Annotated in this window: 16 protein-coding genes and 1 pseudogene; 10 read left to right on the top strand and 7 right to left on the bottom strand. The window is 64.3% G+C overall.

The window, feature by feature from the left end; translation table 11 throughout:
* From JWQ24_RS18565 to JWQ24_RS18555, 3 genes and pseudogenes are all read left to right on the top strand, one after another.
* A pseudogene (locus tag JWQ24_RS18565) lies at positions 1-276 on the top strand (protein dehydratase); the annotation flags it as partial.
* Positions 277-516: 240 nt separating this feature from the next.
* Positions 517-2148, top strand: a complete 1632-nt coding sequence (mdlC, locus tag JWQ24_RS18560; protein ID WP_299811220.1) for a benzoylformate decarboxylase — start codon at positions 517-519, stop codon at positions 2146-2148.
* A 24-nt stretch (positions 2149-2172) separates the two neighbouring features.
* Entirely contained in the window at positions 2173-4515 is a 2343-nt protein-coding gene (locus JWQ24_RS18555) for a molybdopterin guanine dinucleotide-containing S/N-oxide reductase (RefSeq protein ID WP_299811217.1), read from the top strand.
* A gap of 89 nt (positions 4516-4604) precedes the next feature.
* On the opposite strand, the gene JWQ24_RS18550 is transcribed toward JWQ24_RS18555, so the two are convergent.
* Both JWQ24_RS18550 and JWQ24_RS18545 read right to left on the bottom strand, forming a co-directional pair.
* Positions 4605-5402, bottom strand: a complete 798-nt coding sequence (locus JWQ24_RS18550; RefSeq protein ID WP_299811214.1) for an SDR family oxidoreductase — start codon at positions 5400-5402, stop codon at positions 4605-4607.
* Positions 5403-5423: 21 nt separating this feature from the next.
* A complete protein-coding gene (locus tag JWQ24_RS18545; RefSeq protein ID WP_299811212.1) occupies positions 5424-6122 on the bottom strand; it encodes a hemolysin III family protein in 699 nt (232 codons plus the stop codon).
* Positions 6123-6337: 215 nt separating this feature from the next.
* Between JWQ24_RS18545 and JWQ24_RS18540 the strand changes: the two genes are divergently transcribed.
* Positions 6338-7798: a YcjX family protein gene (locus JWQ24_RS18540; RefSeq protein ID WP_299811209.1), complete on the top strand. Its 1461-nt coding sequence runs from the start codon at positions 6338-6340 to the stop codon at positions 7796-7798.
* Positions 7795-8829 (top strand): TIGR01620 family protein, encoded by a 1035-nt coding sequence (locus JWQ24_RS18535; protein ID WP_299811206.1) that lies wholly within the window; start codon positions 7795-7797, stop codon positions 8827-8829. Before JWQ24_RS18540 ends, JWQ24_RS18535 begins: the two co-directional genes overlap by 4 nt.
* A gap of 191 nt (positions 8830-9020) precedes the next feature.
* On the opposite strand, the gene JWQ24_RS18530 is transcribed toward JWQ24_RS18535, so the two are convergent.
* Complete coding sequence (locus JWQ24_RS18530; RefSeq protein ID WP_299811244.1) at positions 9021-10523, bottom strand: glycosyltransferase family 39 protein; 1503 nt, start codon at positions 10521-10523, stop codon at positions 9021-9023.
* A 219-nt stretch (positions 10524-10742) separates the two neighbouring features.
* Here JWQ24_RS18530 and JWQ24_RS18525 point away from each other — a divergent pair, with 219 nt between their 5' ends.
* On the top strand, positions 10743-12485 hold the full coding sequence (locus JWQ24_RS18525) for an adenylate/guanylate cyclase domain-containing protein (RefSeq protein WP_299811203.1): 1743 nt from the start codon (positions 10743-10745) through the stop codon (positions 12483-12485).
* 272 nt (positions 12486-12757) lie between these two features.
* On the top strand, positions 12758-12958 hold the full coding sequence (locus tag JWQ24_RS18520; protein ID WP_143576103.1) for a cold-shock protein: 201 nt from the start codon (positions 12758-12760) through the stop codon (positions 12956-12958).
* Between the two features lie 234 nt (positions 12959-13192).
* Here JWQ24_RS18520 and JWQ24_RS18515 read toward each other — a convergent pair whose 3' ends face one another.
* Entirely contained in the window at positions 13193-13834 is a 642-nt protein-coding gene (locus JWQ24_RS18515) for a hypothetical protein (protein WP_299811200.1), read from the bottom strand.
* Positions 13835-14072: 238 nt separating this feature from the next.
* Here JWQ24_RS18515 and JWQ24_RS18510 point away from each other — a divergent pair, with 238 nt between their 5' ends.
* Positions 14073-15278: a CoA transferase gene (locus JWQ24_RS18510; RefSeq protein WP_299811197.1), complete on the top strand. Its 1206-nt coding sequence runs from the start codon at positions 14073-14075 to the stop codon at positions 15276-15278.
* Between the two features lie 205 nt (positions 15279-15483).
* Positions 15484-16047 (top strand): fasciclin domain-containing protein, encoded by a 564-nt coding sequence (locus JWQ24_RS18505; protein WP_299811165.1) that lies wholly within the window; start codon positions 15484-15486, stop codon positions 16045-16047.
* A gap of 69 nt (positions 16048-16116) precedes the next feature.
* Here JWQ24_RS18505 and JWQ24_RS18500 read toward each other — a convergent pair whose 3' ends face one another.
* From JWQ24_RS18500 to JWQ24_RS18490, 3 genes are all read right to left on the bottom strand, one after another.
* Positions 16117-16275, bottom strand: a complete 159-nt coding sequence (locus JWQ24_RS18500; protein WP_299811164.1) for a hypothetical protein — start codon at positions 16273-16275, stop codon at positions 16117-16119.
* A gap of 13 nt (positions 16276-16288) precedes the next feature.
* Positions 16289-17746 (bottom strand): hypothetical protein, encoded by a 1458-nt coding sequence (locus JWQ24_RS18495; RefSeq protein WP_299811161.1) that lies wholly within the window; start codon positions 17744-17746, stop codon positions 16289-16291.
* Between the two features lie 72 nt (positions 17747-17818).
* Entirely contained in the window at positions 17819-18703 is an 885-nt protein-coding gene (locus JWQ24_RS18490) for a hypothetical protein (RefSeq protein ID WP_299811159.1), read from the bottom strand.
* Between the two features lie 169 nt (positions 18704-18872).
* Here JWQ24_RS18490 and JWQ24_RS18485 point away from each other — a divergent pair, with 169 nt between their 5' ends.
* Positions 18873-19484, top strand: coding sequence for a glutathione S-transferase family protein (locus JWQ24_RS18485; protein WP_299811157.1), 612 nt, complete (start codon positions 18873-18875; stop codon positions 19482-19484).
* Positions 19485-19490: the final 6 nt, after the last annotated feature.

Here is a 19490-nt window from a genome sequence, read left to right as displayed (position 1 = left end):
GGCCACCGCATCCATTACGACCGCGACTATGTCACCAAGGTCGAGTTCTATCCCGGCCTGGTGTTTCACGGTCCGATGCAGGCGGCACTGCTGGTGGAGCTGTCCGCGAAGCTGCATGGCGGCAAGCCGCCGGCGAAGTTCAGCTATCGCGGCGTGCAGCCATTGTTCGACGGCGCGGAATTCTCGGTGAATGCCAACGAGACCGCCGATGGGCTTGAGGTCTGGACCGCCAACGACAAGGGCGCGCCAACCATGAAGGCGACGGCGAGCTGGTAGAAGCAAGCGCTGTCATTCCGAGAGCGCGCGCGGCGCGAGCCGAGCGCGAACCCGGAACCTCGAGATGTTCATCCCATCTCCGGATTCCGGGTCTCCATCAGCCGGCTCCGCCGTCTGCTGCATCCCGGAATGACAATCGCGGAGCGCGCAGCCCTCGCCGATAGTTGACTCCCGTGCCCATCCCCTGATCAATCGTCCCCAAATTCAATCGCGGCGAGTTCAACGCCGCACTCTGGGGAAATGCCATTGGCCCGTAACACCACAAAACCCGCGAAAAAATCCGTCACCGTCAAGGACGCCACCCTCGACCTGATCCGTGCGTTCGGCATCAAGAAGGTGTTCGGCAATCCCGGCTCCACCGAACTGCCGTTCCTGTCGGACTGGCCGGACGACATCGACTATGTGCTCGGCCTGCAGGAGGCCACCGTGATCGGCATGGCCGACGGCTATGCGCAGGCGACGCGCAATGCGGCGTTCGTCAATCTGCATTCCGCTGCCGGCGTCGGCCACGGGCTCGGCAACATCTATACCGCACATCGCAACCAGACCCCGATGGTTATCACTGCCGGCCAGCAGGCGCGCAGTATCCTGCCGCTGCAGGCGTTTCTCTATGCCGAGCGCGCCTCGGAATTCCCGCGGCCTTACGTCAAGTACAGCGTCGAGCCGGCCCGCGCCGAGGACGTCCCCGCGGCGATCGCACGGGCCTATTACGTGGCGATGCAGCCGCCCTGCGGCCCGACCTTCGTATCGGTGCCGATCGACGACTGGACCCATCCGGCGCAGCCGATTGCGGCGCGCGCGATCAGCCGGGACATCGGCCCCGATGCCGCCGCGATGCACGAGCTTGTCGCCGCGCTCGGCAACGCCAAAAACCCCGCATTGATCGTCGGCCCCGCCATCGATCGCGCGCAGGCCGTGGACCTGATGGTGCAGGTTGCTGAGAAAACCAGAGCAGCCGTCTGGGTCAGTCCGTTTTCGGCGCGCTGCAGTTTCCCGGAACGCCATCCGCAATTTTGCGGCTTCCTGCACGCCTCGCCGGCGCAGCTCTCCGATGCGCTGCGCAAGCATGACGTGGTGGTGGTGATCGGCGCGCCAGTGTTTACCTTTCATGTCGAGGGCCATGCACCGATCTTCGACGGCGACACCACGATCTTCCAGATCACCGACGACGCGACCTCGGCCGCGGTGATGCCGCTCGGCAGCAGTATCATCGCCACGATGAAGCCGGCGCTTTCGATGCTGCTCGACCTGCTGCCCGCGACAAAGCGCGCCGTCGCCACCGGGCGCATTCTCCCGCCCGCCCCCGTCGCTGCCGATCCGATCCCGATCGACTACCTCCTGCACACGCTGGCGCAGGCGATGCCGGATGATGCGATGCTGGTCGAGGAAGCGCCGTCGCACCGCCCGGCGATGCAGAAATTCATGCCTATGCGCGGCGCCGACTGCTTTTATACGATGGCCTCGGGCGGGCTCGGCCACTCGCTGCCCGCCTCGGTCGGCATGGCACTGGCGCATCCCGATCGCCGCACGGTCTGCCTGATCGGCGACGGCTCGGCGATGTATTCGATCCAGGCGCTGTGGACCGCCGCCCAGCGCAAGCTGCCGCTGACCGTCGTAGTCATCAACAACGCCGGCTACGGCGCGATGCGCTCGTTCAGCCAGGTCATGCAGGTGCGCAATGTTCCGGGGCTGGACCTGCCCGGTCTCGACTTCGTGCAGATTGCGCAAGGAATGGGCTGCGATGCCGTTCGCGTGAGCAATGCTGCGGATCTCGCGCCTGCGTTGTCACGCAGCCTGCAACACGCAGGCGTCAGCCTTGTCGAAGTCATCGTCGATTCCGCCGTCCCCGTGCTATATGGCAAAAAGCACTGAGGCACGGAATCACGGAATTATTTGATGACGAAGCAAGTCAAGGACACGCCAGCGAAATCGCACAGCTCTCACTGGGGCGCTTTTTCTGGCCAATGGGTCGATGGCAAGCTGGTCATTACGCCGCACCCGATCGATCCCGATCCGAACCCGATCATCCAGAATTTTCCCGAGGCGCTGCGCCACAAGGCGCGCATCGCCAAGCCGATGGTTCGTCGCGGCTGGCTCGAAAACGGCCCCGGCCCGGATGATCGTCGCGGCCGCGATGAATTCGTCGAGATGGAATGGGACGAGGTATTCGACCTGCTCGGCGGCGAGCTGAAGCGCGTCAAGGACCAGCACGGCGCCAAGGCGATCTATGGCGGTTCCTATGGCTGGTCATCAGCCGGCCGGTTTCATCACGCGCAGAGCCAGATCCACCGCTTCCTCAATGTCGCCGTCGGCGGCTATGTGCGCTCGGTCAACAGCTATTCGGCCGGCGCCTCGACGGTGCTGATTCCGCATATCCTCGGCAACTACGAGGACATGACCCGGCGCAATATCGGCTGGGACGAGGTCGTCGAGCACACCGACATCGTGCTCGCCTTCGGCGGCATGAATGTGAAGAATTCCCGCGTCGCGGGCGGCGGCATCAGCCGCCACACCGAGCATGGCGACATGATCAAGGCGAGCCAGCGTGGCGCGCAGTTCGTGCTGATCTCGCCGTTGAAGAGCGACCTGCCCGACGAAGTAAACCAGGAATGGCTGCCGGCGCGCCCCGGCACCGACGTGGCGCTGATGCTCGGCATCGCGCACACCGCGGTGACGGACGGCACCCATGACCGCGCCTTCCTCGACAGCCACAGCCACGGCTGGGATATTTTCGAGGACTATCTGATGGGCCGCAGCGACGGCCTGCCGAAGGACGCCGCCTGGGCCTCCGGGATCACCGGGCTCAAGGCGGACGACATTCTGGCGCTGGCGCGACGCCTGCCCGGCAAGCGGGCCTTGTTTGTGGTCGCGCATTCGCTGCAGCGCGCCAGGCACGGCGAGCAGCCGGTGTGGATGGCTTCGGTACTGTCGGCTATGTTCGGCCAAAGCGGCCTGCCCGGCGGCGGCTTCGGCTACGCGCTCGGCGCCATCGCCAACTACGGCCGCCGCCAGAATGCGGTGCCGATCGCCGGCCTGCCGCAGGGCAAGAACGGCGTCTCCGACTTCATCCCGGTGGCGCGCATCAGCGACATGCTGCTCAATCCCGGCGCGCCGTTCGACTACAACGGCTCGAAGATGAACTACCCGGATATCAAGCTGGTGTACTGGGCCGGCGGCAATCCGTTCCATCACCATCAGGATCTCAACCGCCTGAAGCGTGCCTTCGCGAAGGTCGATACGCTGGTGGTGCATGACCTCGCCTGGACCGCCACCGCGCGTCACGCCGACTTCGTGCTTCCTTGCACCATGACGCTGGAGCGCGACGACATCGGCAGCTCGCAAACCGATCCGATGATGGTCGCGATGCACCAGATGGCGGAGCCGTTCGGCGAAGCGCGCGACGACTACGCGATCTTCACCGGCCTCGCCGAGCGCCTCGGCGCAAGCGACGCCTTCACCGAAGGCCGCAGCCCGCGCGAATGGCTGCAGCATCTCTACCAGCCGACCTATGACGGGCTGAAGGCCAAGGGACTGGATGCGCCGGACTTCGACGCCTTCTGGGCGGCCGGCGAAGTGATGCTGCCGCAGCTGCCGCTGGACGGCGGCACGCTGCGCGCATTCCGCGAGGATCCGGTCGGCAAGCCGCTGCCGACGACCAGCGGCAAGATCGAGATCTATTCGACCACCATCGCCGGCTTCAACTATGCGGATTGCCCCGGCCATCCCACCTGGATGGCGCCGGAAGACATGGTGGACGAGGTGAGCCCGTTGCAGCTGGTCGCCAACCAGCCGGCGTCGCGACTGCACAGCCAGTTCGATTTCGGCGGCCATAGCGCGGCCGAAAAACGCCGCGGCCGCGAAGTCGCGCGCCTGAACCCGAAAGACGCGGAAGCACGGGGCATCAGGGACGGCGATATCATCAAGCTGTTCAACCCGCGCGGCTCGTGCCTTGCCGCCGTCGTCGTCACCGAAGACGTGATGGCCGGCGTCGTGCAGCTGCCGACCGGCGCCTGGTACGATCCGCAGGACCCGACCGAGGAGATGTCGCTCTGCGTGCACGGCAATCCCAACGTTCTGACGCGGGATACCGGCACGTCCAGTCTGGCACAGGGCTGCACGGGGCAGTTGACCACCGTGAATGTCGAGAAATTCACCGGCAACCTGCCGCCTATCCAGGCCTTCGATCCGCCGGTCCCGGTGATCCGGCCGAAGCCGCCGAAGCTCGAAGCGGCGGAATAGCCCTTTCTTACCCTCCCCTTTTGAGGGGGCGGGCCGGCCAGCAGTCCGCAAAGCGGATGCGGAACAGGGTGGGGTGCCCTCCCCTCTATTCACTTCTCCCCGAACTCTTCCCGCATCTTCGCCTGGATCTTGGCCATGCCGCCGATCCAGCGGTCGTAGTTCTCGGTCTTCTTGCGCATGTAGTCGATCACCTGCGGGTGCGGCAGGATCAGGAAGGTTTCTGCCTCGATCCCGGCCAGCGCATCCTGCGCCACCTTGAGCGGCGTGAGATCGCCATCGCCGGATTGCGGGCCCTTCGGGATCGACTTCAGCATGTTGGTCTCGACGCCCTGCGGGCACAGGATCGAAACCTTGATGCCGTCCGCGCGGTGCGAGATCGCGAGATTTTCCGCAAAGCCCACTGCCGCGTGTTTGGTCGTCGAATAGGCCGGGCTGCCAACCTGCGACAGCAGGCCCGCCGCCGAAATCGTGTTGAGGAAGTATCCGCCACCGCGCGCTTTCATCAGCGGGATCAGGTGCCGCGCGGCATAGACATGGGCCATCACATGGATCGCCCAGCTCTTTTCCCAAGGCTCATCCGACGTGCCGCCGGCGTTCACCGTCAGCGGATCGAAGCCGCCGCCGATCCCGGCGTTGGAGCAGAACAGCGCAATCGGCCCGAACTGCTTCTCGGTCTCGGCGATCACATGCGCAATATCCGCCTCGCGGCCGACGTCGCACCGAAACGCGGCGCCATCGATGGACTCCGCGACAGCCGTCGCACGCTCAAAATCGAGATCGACGACGACAACTTTCGCAGCCCCTGCTTTGTGGAACGTCTCACACAGCGCCTGGCCGATGCCATTGGCGCCACCGGTCACGACGACGACCTTGCCGGTCACCTGCATGCCGCACTCCCCTGAAGTTTCTTAGGTGCTCAGCACCATGTCGAGCACGGCCGTATAGTGGCATGCGGCGCCGAGCAGGACAAAAGAATGCCAGATTGCATTCTGGAAGCGCAGCCGCTGCCAGGCGTGGAACACGACGCCAAGCGTATACAGCGCGCCGCCGATCGCGATGAACCACACCGCCAGCGTCGGCAGCGTGGTGAACACCGCATCATAGGCCATCAGGCCGGACCAACCCATCGCCAGATACAGCAGCACGGCGAGACGGTCGAAACGGCCGGGATAATTCAGCTTGATCACAATGCCGAGCGCGGCCACGCCCCACACCCCGGCGAGCAACGCGGCGGCCAGCCAGCCATCCTTCATCTGCGCAAAGAACGGCGTGTAGGTCGCGGCGATCAAGAGATAGATCGCAGAATGATCGAACCGGCGCAGCTGCCATTTGCGCGGCGACACCGGCCACAGATTGTAGGCGGCGGAAAAGCCGAACATCGCCAGCAGGCCGGCGGCATAGACCGAAGCGGTCACGATCTCATAGGCGGAAGCGAAAACCGCGGCGAGCACGATCAACGCCGTGGCGGCAACCAGACCGAAGGAGACGCCAAGTCCGTGGACGATGCCGTCGGCGATCAACTCGGCGCGGTCGTAGTTCCAGCGGATCGCGCCTGCCACCCGATGGGCGGTATCGGTGGTCAGTTGCTTGAAGGTGAAAATCGCCATGAAGTCGACCCGGCCGCGTTGGTGAGCTTGCCCAAGCCCAGTAACGTTCAATAACTTTCCCCGTCGATTTCAGCGATAGATCATGGGCCGGCGCAGGTCAACGAAGCGCACGTGACAAGGTTGCGGCGTTTTGGCGACATGGTTGATTTTGGTCGGACAATCGCCATTTTTCGGAAGTCCGTCTGTCTCATTCTGCTCTGAGAGTTCTCCCCTCCATGCCCAGCCTGTCCGAACTCGTCGAAGAAGCCCGGCTGTCCGCCCGGGCGCTGCTGGATTATGGCGACGGTCTGTTCAATCCAACGCTGCGGCTCGGTGTCACCGGCCTTTCGCGCGCCGGCAAGACAGTATTCATCACCGCGCTGGTGCATGGCCTGACCCGCGGCGGCCGCTTTCCGGTATTCGAATCGCTCGCCACCGGGCGGATCGCGGGTGCGCGATTGTCGCCGCAGCCCGACGACGACATTCCGCGCTTCGCCTATGAGGAACATCTGCGCACCCTCATTGAGGAGCGGCGCTGGCCGAACTCGACCGTCGATATCAGCGAGCTTCGCCTCGTCATCGATTACCAGCGCAACAATGGTGCCGAGCGAAAGCTGACGCTGGATATCGTCGATTATCCCGGCGAGTGGCTGCTCGACCTTCCGTTGTTGAACAAAACCTACGAGGAATGGTCGGCCGAGAGTCTGGCGCTGTCGCGGCGGGGACCGCGCGCGCAACTGGCCGCCGCGTTCCTGGCGCATCTGGCGACGCTCGATCCCAACGCGCCGGAGAACGAGCAGGCCACGCTGATATCGGCCAGGCTTTTCACCGACTATCTGCGCGCCTGCCGCGACGATCGCTTCGCGATGAGCCTGCTGCCGCCCGGCCGCTTCCTGATGCCCGGCAATCTCGCGGGCTCACCGGCACTGACCTTCGCGCCGCTCGACCTGCCTGAAGGCCACGCGCAGGACGGCTCGCTATGGGCGATGATGCGCAGGCGCTATGAGGCCTACAAGGACGTGGTGGTGCGGCCGTTCTTCCGCGATCACTTCTCGCGGCTCGATCGCCAGATCGTGCTGGTCGATGCACTCTCTGCGTTCAACGCAGGTCCCGAAGCGTTGCATGATCTCGAAGCCGCGCTCGCCGGCATTCTCGATTGTTTCCGCATCGGCCGCAGCACGATCTTGAGCGCGCTGTTCCGGCCGCGCGTCGATCGAATCCTGTTCGCCGCGACCAAAGCCGATCACCTGCACCATCTCAGCCACGATCGGCTGGAAGCCGTGCTGCGGCGAACCGTCAGCAAGGCGGTGGCGCGTTCCGAACTGACGGGCGCTGCGGTCGATGTCGTGGCGCTTGCCGCTGTCCGCGCGACCAAGGAGGCGCTGGTGCAGCGCGGTCACGAGAAATTGCCGTCGATCATCGGCACGCCGGCCAAGGGCGAACTCGCCAATGGCGAGGCGTTCGACGGCGAAACCGAAGTCGCGACCTTTCCCGGCGACCTGCCGACCGATCTCGACAGGCTGTTTGAAGGCGGCGCGTTTCGCGGCCTGTCGACTGACGCAGCCGACAAGGCCGACTATCGCTTCCTGCGCTTTCGCCCGCCATTGCTTGAGCGCAACGGCAACGAGGAGCCGGCGCTGCCTCACATCCGCCTCGACCGCGCGCTCCAGTTCCTGATCGGAGACAGGCTGCAATGACCGAACGTTCGAACCCGCGGCGGCCGGCGACCTTCCGGCTCGACGATCCCCACGTCACCTTGATGGAGGCCGACGAGGATTCCGGCCGCCTCGCCCGCGGCGCGATCCGCATCACACCGGAGGCCGATCCGATGGCGATGCCGGTGGTGACCGAGACGACGCTTGTCGCCCGATCCGGCTTCCGCTGGGGCACCTTGTTCTGGAGCGCGCTCGGCGGTCTGGTGCTGATGGGCCTCGGGCTTGGCTTGGCCAATCTGGTCGAGGACCTGTTCGCGCATAATCAGGGCCTCGGCTTCCTCGGCGTCGCCCTGGCTGCGCTCGCCACGCTGGCGCTGGTGGTAATCATCATCCGCGAGGCGCGCAGCCTGTCACGGCTTGCGACGATCGAGAGACTGCACGCACGTGCGCTCGCCGCCATCATCAGCGACGACCGCGCCGAGAGCCGCGTCATCGTGCAGGACCTGCTCAAGATCGCGCACGGCAATCCGCAACTCGCCCGCGCTCGCGCCGCCTTGCAGGGCCATGCCGACGACATCATCGACGGCGCCGACATGATCAAGCTTGCCGAACGCGAGCTGATGTCGCCGCTGGATATCGAAGCGCGGCGGCTGGTATCGGTGGCGGCACAGCGCGTTTCGATCGTCACCGCGATCAGCCCGCGTGCCCTGATCGACGTATTGTTCGTGTTCGCGGCAGCGTTGCGGCTGGTGCGGCAGCTGGCGCGGCTCTATGGCGGCCGGCCGGGCACGCTCGGCATGATCCGCCTGATGCGCCACACCATCTCGCACCTCGCCATCACCGGCGGCATGGCCGCCAGCGACAGCATGATCCAGCAGGTGCTCGGTCACGGCATCGCGGCAAAACTCTCGCAGCGGCTCGGCGAAGGCGTGCTCAACGGATTGCTCACAGCGCGTCTGGGACTGGCCGCCATAGACGTGACGCGGCCATTGCCGTTCACCGCACTGCCGCGCCCGGCGCTCGCCGACCTCGCGAAGGACCTGTTGCGCAAGCGGGATGGCGAGGAGAGCTAGTCTGGTTTGGAGTATGCCAGACGCTCCGTCCTGGTGAGGAGCGCGTTCTAACGCGCGTCTCGAACCATGAAGCGATTGCCGCCCATCCCGAGCTAATGGCCTTGCCATTCGCTGGAGACGCGGTCGAAGACGACCGTTCCTCAGGATGAGGGGAGAGCTTGTAGGACGGACGCATGAATCAGGCAAAAACTTTAACGAAGCTGCGCGAACTGAATGCCGAACGACATCGCCAGGTTCGGCCAGCGATAGAACGGCGTGCCGGGCTCCGGGTTGAGCTCAGGCGTCCAGCCTGTGAGCTTTTCGATCCGGTAGGTCTTCATCACGACGCCGCGAAACGTGGTCTCGACCGTGGCCAGCGGTTCCAGCACCGCCGTCGTCGACGCCAACAGCGCGCGGTTGTCGTCGGCGGTCTGCGCAATGTACAGCCCGGCGCGGCCCTTGATCGCCGCAAAGCCGGGATCGTGGAAGCCGAGGAAGCGGGCGCGTTCGTTGACCTGGATGACCGGCACACGGTCCTTCAAATGCCAGCGGAGCATCGCGTAGGTGCGGTAGTCCGAGGTCGCAATCCAGCTGGCATTGGCTTTCGACATCTCGGCCAACGCTCGGTCGGCCAGCCCCTGGTAGCCGGCTTCGCCGCCGATCGGATCGTTCTTGCCGATCAAATTCCACGGGCTCGCCACGCAATACAGAAACACCAAAACGACCAGCGGAATGCCCGAGGCAATCGCCGCATGAGTCCAGGCGACACCCGACTTCATCATGCCCGGCGCGGGTTGCCCGCGGCGGATCATCGAGACGTTGATGGCCGCGGCCGCGAAAGCGGGCGGCCACATGAACATCGGCCAGGTGTCGCCGATCCGCAGCGTCAGCGATTTCCACAGGAAGTAGCCGAACGGCGCCAGCACGGCGGTGGAGAGCAGGATCGCCACCGGCTCGCGCCTGGAATAGCCGCGCCACGCCGTGAGGACGACGGCCGACAGCACCACCGGCAGTACGATGAAGCCGACCTGGCCGAATTGCAGCCCGATGAAATCGCCTAGCATCCGCCACGAGAATTCATGATCGGACGCGGCGCGCACGAACTGGAATTTGAACGACGCCCAGCCGTGCCCGGCATTCCAGATCAGCACCGGCGATGACACGACGAACGCGATCAGCACCGCCAGCCACGGATACGGGCTGCGCAGCCAGCGCCCGCGCCACACCGGCACCAGCATGAAGGCGAGGATGGCGGGCGCCAGCATCACCACTGTCAGCTTCGACAGCAGCGCCAGCCCGGCGAACAGCCCCGCCGCCAGCCACCAGCGCGCGTCATCGCTCTCGACCAGGCGCACCAGCGACCAGATCATCGCCATCGCGAAAGGGATCATCGCGACGTCAGGCGCGACCTTGGCGGTCAGCAGCCCGTAGTACAACGCCGCCTCCGGCAGCAACACCGCAACCAGCATGGCGCGCAGATCCTGCGTCACCCGCCGCACGATGTCGGCCAGCAGCAATTGCGTCGCCAGCATGCCGACAATGCCGGCAAAACGAACGCCGAGGCTGGTATCGCCGAAGATCCAGGTGCCGAGCCGAATGAACCAGGCAATCATCGGCGGATGGTCGAGGAACGACAGCACGCTCTCCTTCGACCAGGTCCAGTAATAGGCCTCGTCGGTGCGCAGCTCGAACAGCCCGGCATAGAGCAGCCGCATCGACGTCAGCGCCACCAGCAGCGCGCCGATCGTCCACAAGGCGCGGCGCGACACGTTACATTCAAGGGTTGGCAGGGCGGAGGATATCGTCATCGCCGAGCTTTTGGGCGGCGACGGGCCGCCTGTCAACGTGTTGACTACTGGCGCAAATTGCCCACGACGGGCATGGTATCGGGAGTGGCCTGCGGCCCATCCCGCCACGCCCCATGAACGGATCCGATGACCGAGATCACTTCCGCAAAACCCGTCTCCTTCCTCCGCGCCGTCAGCCTGCGGCAGGTCAGGCTGGCCTGCGGCCTCGTACTGTTCGCCTATCTGGTCAGCCATTTCCTCAACCACGCACTCGGCAACATCTCGCTCAAGGCGATGGCCATCGGCGTGCACTGGCACATGGAGTTCTGGCAGTTCGGGCCGGTCGCTTTCACGTTCTACGGCGCGGCGACGATCCATATCGGGCTGGGCATCTGGGCGCTGTACGAGCGGCGGCAGTTTCACCGCAAGGCGATCGAGCCGCTGCAACTGATCCTCGGTCTCAGCATCCCTGCGCTGATCGTCGCCCATATCGTCGGCATGCGGCTCAGCCACGTGCTGTTCGAGCAGGAGCGCGGCTATGAGCAGGCATTCTATACCTACTGGGTGTCGATACCGATCAAGATGTGGCTGATCTACCTGACCATCCTGATCTCGTGGGTGCACGGCTGCATCGGATTGTATTTCTGGCTGCGGCTGAAGGGGTTCTTCCAAGCCGCCGCGCCGTGGCTGCTGGCGCTCGCGGTGCTGATTCCGACGCTCGCGCTGCTCGGCCTGTATCAGGGCGGGCGCACCGTGGTACGCGACAGCGCTTCACCGGAATGGCAAAAGCAGAACCTGTCGATCGGTGAAATGGGCACCCCGCCGCAGCAGGAAGCGCTCGAGAATATCACCAACGCCTTGCTCGCCTTCTATCTCGCTTTGCTCGTTCTGGCGCTGGCTGGACGCGCCATTCGCTTTGTCGCCGAGCGCCGTGCTGGCATGATCCGGCTGTCCTACAGCGATAGCCGGACTATCCGCGTGCCGGTCGGGTTGAGCATCCTGGAAGCCAGCCTGCGCTTCAGCGTTCCGCATGCCAGCGTCTGCGGCGGCCGCGCGCGTTGCTCGACCTGCCGCATCCGGGTCATCGGCGACACCAGCACCCTGCCCGCGCCGTCGCCGCGCGAGGCTTTCGTGCTCGGCCGCATCGGCGTCGGCACCGACCCGGCCATTCGCCTCGCCTGCCAGTTGAGGCCGACCGCCGATCTCTCATTCTTTCAGCTCCTGACACCGCACGCGATGTCGGCCAATGCGCACGCTTCGCGCCCGCAGCGTATCGGCCAGGAGCGCTATCTGGTCAGTATGTTCGTCGACATGCGCGGCTCTACCATCCTCGCCGAACACCGGCTGCCGTTCGACACCGTATTCATCGTCAACCGCTTCCTTGCCGCGGTTTCGCAGGCAGTGAGCGATTGCGGCGGCCAAACCAACCAGTTCATCGGTGACGGCGCCCTGGTGCTGTTCGGCCTCGCCTGCGATCCGCCCACCGCGTCGCGCCAGGCGCTGCGCGCCGCAGCCATGATTGGCGCCAATATCGAGGAATTGAACAAGGCGTTGCAGCACGATCTGCCCGACCCGCTGCGCTTCGGCATCGGCATTCACGGCGGCGAAGTCATCATCGGCGATATCGGCTATCGCGATCACATGGTGTTCACCGCGCTTGGCGATTCCGTGAACGTCGCGGCGCGATTGCAGGACCTCACCAAGAGCCTTGCCTGCGAGGCGATCGTTTCGCAGGACGTCTGCACAATGGCCGGCCTCCATCCCCGCGATGTCCCGTCTGCGCAGCAGGTGGCGATCCGCGGCCGGCTCGAGCCGATGGCGGTGCACGCCATGACCGACGCGCGCATGCTGGCCGCGCTGGTAGCACAGGCGGAAAAGGTCGCAGGCTGACGGCCCGGGGGACAGGCTACAACCTAGAATCGCTTGCAATCGGCCGCGACCGCAGCGCAGCAATGCATGCGGATCACCTTTGGACGCGTCAAAACGCCTCGAAAACGGGCTAAATCGTTGAAAATACGAAAATACCGGCGTGTTTCGTCAATTTTTGCACGTCGTTTCCGCTATCACACTTGGCAGGGAGCAGTTATCGTGCGCATGTCGGATATGCCGGTTTGCGGGGACCGACAATTCGTTATGTTTTTTAATCCCGCGGAGACGACGTGATGGCTAAAGGTACTGTGAAGTGGTTCAACGCCACCAAGGGCTTCGGATTTATCCAGCCCAGCAATGGCGGCAAGGACGTGTTCGTTCATATTTCGGCAGTTGAGAAGGCTGGTCTTTCTTCGCTGAACGAAGGACAGACCGTTGAATACGAGGAAGTCGCGAACCGCGGCAAGACCTCGGCTGAGAACCTCAAGGTTTGATGCGACGGCGTGATCCGGATCGCTCCCTCGATTAATCCAGGCTAGTCTCCGAAAAGATCACGTTTCAACAACATAGAGCGCATTCGGCAAGAGCGGTTACCCCAAAGGTTTCCCCTCTTGCGACGCAATCAGGTTCACGCAGATTGCGCTAATTCGATCCGCGGTGTGCGCTCTAGCCTAACTTGAAGTCCACGCGCCTGCTTCGGCAGCGCGTCGGCGCTCATTCCCCTACACTCAATTTTCCTTGACCCACTGATCGGCGAGCTTGACTTCGGGCGCCTGCATATAGCCGCGCGTCCACAGGTCAACGACCCATTCGCCCTGCGTGGCACGCTCCCGCAACACTGCGGTGTTGTGCGGGGTCTGCAGCACCAGCGCGTTGCCGCGATAGCGCGGATTGCCCACGGTGTGATGCTTCAGCAATCCCCAATCCTGAATGATCAGCAGCAGGCTGGTGACGTTGCGCGTGGTGTCCCAGCAATCGAAATTGTGTTTGTCGTCGAAATAGCGGAAGTCCGCATTGGCAATGCGCTTGTCGGTACCGATCACCGGCCCGACGCGACGATCGAACCACACCACCGCCTTCTGCACCGCCGCGCGTTCCGCCGCTGCCGAAGCATTGCCCGCAACCATGATTTTGGACAGCGCCGCGCGGTCGGCCGTGGTGAAATCCATCACATGGCGGCGCCGGCACACGAAGCCGTAGCAGATGGTCATGGAACCCGACGACGGCGGATAGATCGACACCGAGGTGTAGAGATCACTGACTTCCCGGCTCAACTCGATGGCGCCAGCCGGCGCCACGCACAGCCACGCGCCGAGCACTGCAGCGCAGGCCGCCGAGACGCCGCTTTTCCAAAAATGCACCGCCCGCATGAACGCTTGTTTCCACTAAATGAGATGGCAGGAAACTAGCGTAGCGGCCGCGCCGTGCCAAGCTGCGGCAGCGAGTTCACCACCGCTCTCACTGCGCTCAGTGCACAGCTGCCGTCCCTCCCCGCGTGTTGCATCCACACGGCAACACAGTCCAAATGCATCCGTGAAAATCGGGAGCGTCCAGCAGCGGACGAATTCCGGCTTGCGGCAATGAAAAAAAATCACGGAGAGTAACGACATGGATGACGGCATTTTCAAAGGCCTCAAGGTTCTGGATTGCGCGAGCTTCATCGCAGCACCGGCCGCGGCCACCGTGCTGTCCGATTTCGGCGCCGACGTCATCAAGATCGAACCGCCCGGCGCCGGCGACCCCTACCGCAACCTGCCCAACCTGCCCGGCTATCCCAAGAGCGAGCACAACTACGCGTGGATGATGGAGAGCCGCAACAAGAAGAGCCTGGCGCTCGATCTGGCGAAACCGGAGGGACAGGCAGTCCTCTACAAGCTGGTCGCCGAAGCCGATGTGTTCATCACCAATTTTCCGCCGCCGGTGCGCCAGCGCCTGAAGATGGCCTATTCCGATCTGGCGCCGCTCAACGAGCGTCTGGTCTATGCCTGTTTCACCGGCTACGGCGACCGCGGCGCGGAAGCCGACAAGCCCGGCTTCGACTCGACTGCATGGTGGGCGCGCTCCGGCCTGATGGATCTGGTCCGTGCCGACGACGACACCACGCCTGCGCGCTCGATCGCCGGCATGGGCGACCATCCCTGCGCGATGGCGCTGTTCGGCGCCATCGTCACCGCATTGTACAAGCGCGAGCGCACCGGCAAGGGGAGCCTGGTGAAATCCAACCTGATGGCCAACGGCGTGTGGTCTTCCAGCGTTTTAGCGCAAGCCAAGCTGGTCGATGCGACCTTCGAGAAACGGCGGCCGCGCGAGCGCGCGCTCAACGCTGTCACCAACCACTACAAATGCCGCGACGGCCGCTGGATCATGCTGTCGCTGCTCAATGAAGAAAAGCAGTGGCCGGTGCTGACGCGCTGCCTCGACCGCGACGACCTGACGAACGAGCCGCGCTTCGCCACCAAGCCGGACCGCCATGCGCGCTCGGTCGAGCTGATCGAGGTGCTCGATGAAGTTTTCGCGACACGCGACTGGCCCGAATGGCGCGCGCGGCTCGACGGCAAGGGACTCATTTTCGGCGTCGTCGGCATTCTCGATGACATCCCGAACGACCAGCAGATGAAGGACAACGACGTCCTGATCCCGTTCGAGGATTCGAACATCATGACCATCAACAGCCCGATCTGGGTCGAAGGCAGCACCAAGAAGAAGCCGCGGCTGCCGCCGTCGATCGGCCAGCACAGCGACGAGATTTTGCGCGGTGCGGGGTTCGACGATGCCGCTATTGCGGCGCTGCGGGCGGCCGGCACGGTCGGTTAGCCCCCCGCCTTTACGCCGCAATGGCGAAAAAGTTTCATCCCGACAACAAAACACCGCCGCCTCGGCGGTGTTTTTCGTTTGTGAAACCGTTTCTCGCAGACGTCGTAGCTGCTGGTGATAACGCGGCAGCCGCTGCGCTACCTATCCGATCAGCTCGCTGGCGAATTCTCGCTGGCGGTTCGACCACCCAACGGGAGACGATCACATGTCCAAGCGCATTGCCCTGCTCTCATTCGCCGCCTTCAGCACGCTGATGATTTCGGCGAGCTTCCTGGAGTCCGCCTCCGCCAAGATGATGAAGGGCGAGAACACCGTAATGGTCGGCGGCGCGCCGATGTATCCGTCGAAGAACATCGTCGAGAACGCCGTCAACTCCAAGAACCACACCACGCTGGTCGCCGCCGTGAAGGCCGCAGGCCTGGTCGACACGCTCTCCAGCGCCGGTCCGTTCACCGTGTTCGCGCCGACCAATGCCGCGTTCGGCAAGTTGCCCAAGGGCACCGTCGCGACGCTGGTGAAGCCGGAGAACAAGGCGACGCTCACCAAAATCCTCACCTATCATGTCGTCGCCGGCAAGATGAACGCCGCCGATCTCACCGACGGCAAGAAGCTGACCACCGTCGAGGGAGAACAGCTCACCGTGAAGCATTCGGGGGGCAAGATCTGGATCGTGGACGCCAAGGGCGGCATGTCCCGCGTGACGATCGCCGACGTCAACCAGTCGAACGGCGTGATCCACGTCGTCAACACCGTGCTTATGCCGGGCTGATGCGCGACTGATTGCGGCCTCTCCCCGCCGCGCGAAGCCGAGCTTCGTCAAGCGGGGAGAGACCCTTCGTTAGCGCGTCAGTATCCAGCCGAACACGGCCAGCGCGACCAGCACCGTGAACGCGATCGTCCAGGTGCTGACACGGATATCGCCGCCGGTCTGCCGCGCGCTTTCATTCCCGGCGATGGTGATGTCGCGCTCCTTATTGTCTTTCTCGGCTTTGTCCATCGCGCCATTCCTCCTACTTCACGAAGCACATGCCGATGTGAGCCATCTCGTCGGCGCCAACCGGCTGGCATGACAGGCCCTCGGCGCAATTCCATAACTTAAAGCTGGCGTCATTATCGGCAGGCTTGGCCCGCGGCCGGTAGCAAGTCGCGCCCCAGCCATCGAGCACTTCACTGCCGGCGAGCGCGTGGCTTCGCGGCAATTGCGGCCGGTCGGAGAATCCCCGGGAATAATCGGGCGCGATACCGTCGCGCATCGCATTGAGGATATCGCGGCGGCGCGGCTGATCGCCGGTGAAATGCGGCGAGGCTGGCACGACCGCGGTCGATGATGCCGGCGCCAGCGCATCGGCGCCAGGGAAATGAAAGCCGCCGATGCCGCGCACCTGATGGCAGCCACCGCAACTGATGTCATTCAGTCGCCGCGCAAAGCCGGCCAGCGATCGGATGTTTTGCAGGGCGATGCCGCGCGCGCTTGCGCGCAGGGCGGTCACCACGTCATCGTCGGTGAAAACAGCATGACGGCCGGCGTCGTCGGACTGCATCAGACCGAACGACGGTTGCAAGGCGGAGCGCGCAAGGCCGGCCGGCGTCGAAGCCACCGAGCCCGTCGCAAGAAACCGATCGGGAATGAGAATGGTGCCGGCATCGAACACGGCGAGGTTTTCGGGAGCGAGCAGCCACGCCTTGAAATCCTGCGCGAGCGCGGCGTCGCCCAAAAGCCGATCGCGGTCGATCTGGTTTTCAAGCGGCGCTTCGACAAAGTTCCGGTTCGCGGGATCATAGCGAAACACCTTCTGCAGATAGTCGGTGCGGAATTCGCGGCTCGCCGATTTCGGCGCGTGCGCGATCTGCAAATTGGTCTCGATGCGGTCGATTTGATCGGACGTCAGCAAAGCCAGCGGCGGATCGGACGCGAGCCAGCGTCGCGCGATCTCGGCGCAGCCCAGCGTGTCGGCGGGCAGCCTCGCCCGAAGCACCAGATTGAGCGTCATCGGCAGCCGTGACGGCGCAGTTTCGCCGATCTGCGTCAGCCGGTAGATCAGCCGTATCTCGCCGCAGGTCTCCGGCGCGACATAGGCCCGGTCCATGCGATTGATGATGCCGGCCAACACGAAGCGCGTATCGGCCGAATACAGCTTCGACGAATCGAACAATTGAAAATCATGGGGCGCGCCGATGCCTATGGTCTCGCGCGGTAGCGTCGCTTCGTGGCGCTCGATGTAGCGCTTGAATTCGGCGTCAAGCGCGCGGCGCAGCGGTGCCATCGACGGCAGCGCGAACAGGGCGTCATTGGTCAACGGCGCGGCGCGCGACAGACCCAGCATCCGGTTCAGGCCGAGGCGTTCGCCATCGAGTTCGTGTAGCGTCTGGAGATCGGTAACGGCCAGCCCGCGTTCAAAGGTCTCGCCCCGAACATCGTTCGGCACGAGCACAAGAAGCAGGACTGTGATCGCGACACAAAATCGCACGGGCTGTTTCCGACACGTACCGGCCTCGTGCCGGCACGTCCCGGAAACTAGCCGAAAACCGCCGTCAACGCATCAGCGCGCGACGACCAGGCCCTTGCTGGTAACGACGACCCAACGGCCGTCCTGCTTGCGGATCGCATCAACACGGCCCAGGCCCGGGACGGGATCGCCGGCATAGACTTCGAACACGCCGGCGCGGCCTTCGATGGTGGCGCCGCCGTTGCCGACATCAAGCAGGTTCCAGCCTTCCACCGTCGGCATCCGGGCGATTTCCGGCTTCGCTGCGGGCGCGGGCGCCGGGATCGAGCCGGTCACTTCCTTGGCGGGAACCGAGGCGACCGGCGCAAGGGACGGCGCAGGCGCTGCGGCGCGCTTTTCGACGGTCTCGCCGAGTTTAGCCACGGTCTCGCTCAGCTTGGCGAGTTTCGCGGCCGGTTCGGCCTGTGCCTTCTCGACACGGTCGAGACGGTCCGTGGTCTTGCCAAACTGGGCTGCGGCCTGCTTGCCGGCGCGCTCGGTACTGATCTTGAGTGCTGCAATGTCGGCGTCGAGCCGCATCACCGTTTCTTCCAGCGCACGGCTGGCCGTCTTGCTGTTGTCGTCGCGGCCAAACACCTGGCCGAGACCGGCGGTCGCCAGCGAACCGCCAATGGCGCCGGTGACGGCGGCCAGCGCGATCACCATTGCGACGGCGGAGATCCGGCGCTTGCGCGGCGCGTGCTCGGCGTGGGATTCGGGCTCCTGGTCGGCTTCCTTGACGAAATCCTCCCATGTCCGCTCGCGCTGCGGCGACATAATCATGATCTTGCCGGGGGGGTACGGCGATTTCGCCTTGGGCGCTTCAATCCGCGGCGCTTCGTGATGCCCGGGCGCCAGGTTCGGCGCATCGACATGAACCGCCTCGGAGGCGGCGTCGGCGCTGGAATCGCCGGGGGGATTGGTTTGGCTGTCGCTCACGGCAAATGCTCCGGAAAGGATGAACCATTTGGTAACTTTCATTGCTTGCCAAATCCTTACCGGCAGCCCTGGTTACGGAAATTTCACCGATCGTCGCGGGCCGGGAACCGGCTTGACGCTTCCCCCGCCATTTCGTCAAAAGGAAGCCAATAAAGTTCAGGGGAAACGCATGAGACTGTACGATTCGATCGGACCGAACCCGCGCGTGGTCAGGATGTTTCTGGCCGAGAAGGGCCTCCGCCTGCCGGTACAGCGTGTCGATCTCGCCGCCGGCGAGAACCGCGAGGCGGCGCATCTGGTGCGCAATCCGTACGGCCAGATGCCGACACTCGAACTGGACGACGGATCGTTTGTCTCCGAGACGGTGGCGATCTGCGAATATCTTGAGGAGGTCCAGCCGGCGCCGGCTCTGATCGGCAGCACGACGCAGCAGCGCGCCGAGACGCGGATGTGGCGACAGCGCATCGATCTCAATATCTGCCAGCACATCGCCAACGGCTATCGCTTCAGCAATGGTCTGAAGCGCTTCGAGAGCCGCATCGTCTGCGTGCCGGAAGGCGCGGAAGGCATCAAGAAGATCGCCGCCGACCGGCTCCGCTGGCTCGACGGCCAGATCGCCGGCAAGAAGTTCCTCTGCGGCGAGCGCTTCACGGTGGCGGATATCGTTTTGTACTGCTGGGTGGATTTCGCCGGCCAGGTCGGCCAGCCGCTCGACGAAGCGAACAGCCATATCGCGGCATGGTTCGCGCGGGTTGCGACAAGGGACTCGGTGGCAGCGTAGAAATGC

Source organism: Tardiphaga sp. (assembly GCF_028290495.1).
GTDB lineage: Bacteria > Pseudomonadota > Alphaproteobacteria > Rhizobiales > Xanthobacteraceae > Tardiphaga.
This window is presented reverse-complemented; position numbering and strand designations above follow the sequence as displayed.

Bases quoted from the DNA above. Each gene is read 5' to 3' on its own strand.
- mdlC (WP_299811220.1), top strand. From the start codon at position 517: ATGCCATTGGCCCGTAACACCACAAAACCCGCGAAAAAATCCGTCACC.
- JWQ24_RS18555 (WP_299811217.1), top strand. From the start codon at position 2,173: ATGACGAAGCAAGTCAAGGACACGCCAGCGAAATCGCACAGCTCTCAC.
- JWQ24_RS18550 (WP_299811214.1), bottom strand. From the start codon at position 5,402: ATGCAGGTGACCGGCAAGGTCGTCGTCGTGACCGGTGGCGCCAATGGC.
- JWQ24_RS18545 (WP_299811212.1), bottom strand. From the start codon at position 6,122: ATGGCGATTTTCACCTTCAAGCAACTGACCACCGATACCGCCCATCGG.
- JWQ24_RS18540 (WP_299811209.1), top strand. From the start codon at position 6,338: ATGCCCAGCCTGTCCGAACTCGTCGAAGAAGCCCGGCTGTCCGCCCGG.
- JWQ24_RS18535 (WP_299811206.1), top strand. From the start codon at position 7,795: ATGACCGAACGTTCGAACCCGCGGCGGCCGGCGACCTTCCGGCTCGAC.
- JWQ24_RS18530 (WP_299811244.1), bottom strand. From the start codon at position 10,523: ATGCGGCTGCTCTATGCCGGGCTGTTCGAGCTGCGCACCGACGAGGCC.
- JWQ24_RS18525 (WP_299811203.1), top strand. From the start codon at position 10,743: ATGACCGAGATCACTTCCGCAAAACCCGTCTCCTTCCTCCGCGCCGTC.
- JWQ24_RS18520 (WP_143576103.1), top strand. From the start codon at position 12,758: ATGGCTAAAGGTACTGTGAAGTGGTTCAACGCCACCAAGGGCTTCGGA.
- JWQ24_RS18515 (WP_299811200.1), bottom strand. From the start codon at position 13,834: ATGCGGGCGGTGCATTTTTGGAAAAGCGGCGTCTCGGCGGCCTGCGCT.
- JWQ24_RS18510 (WP_299811197.1), top strand. From the start codon at position 14,073: ATGGATGACGGCATTTTCAAAGGCCTCAAGGTTCTGGATTGCGCGAGC.
- JWQ24_RS18505 (WP_299811165.1), top strand. From the start codon at position 15,484: ATGTCCAAGCGCATTGCCCTGCTCTCATTCGCCGCCTTCAGCACGCTG.
- JWQ24_RS18500 (WP_299811164.1), bottom strand. From the start codon at position 16,275: ATGGACAAAGCCGAGAAAGACAATAAGGAGCGCGACATCACCATCGCC.
- JWQ24_RS18485 (WP_299811157.1), top strand. From the start codon at position 18,873: ATGAGACTGTACGATTCGATCGGACCGAACCCGCGCGTGGTCAGGATG.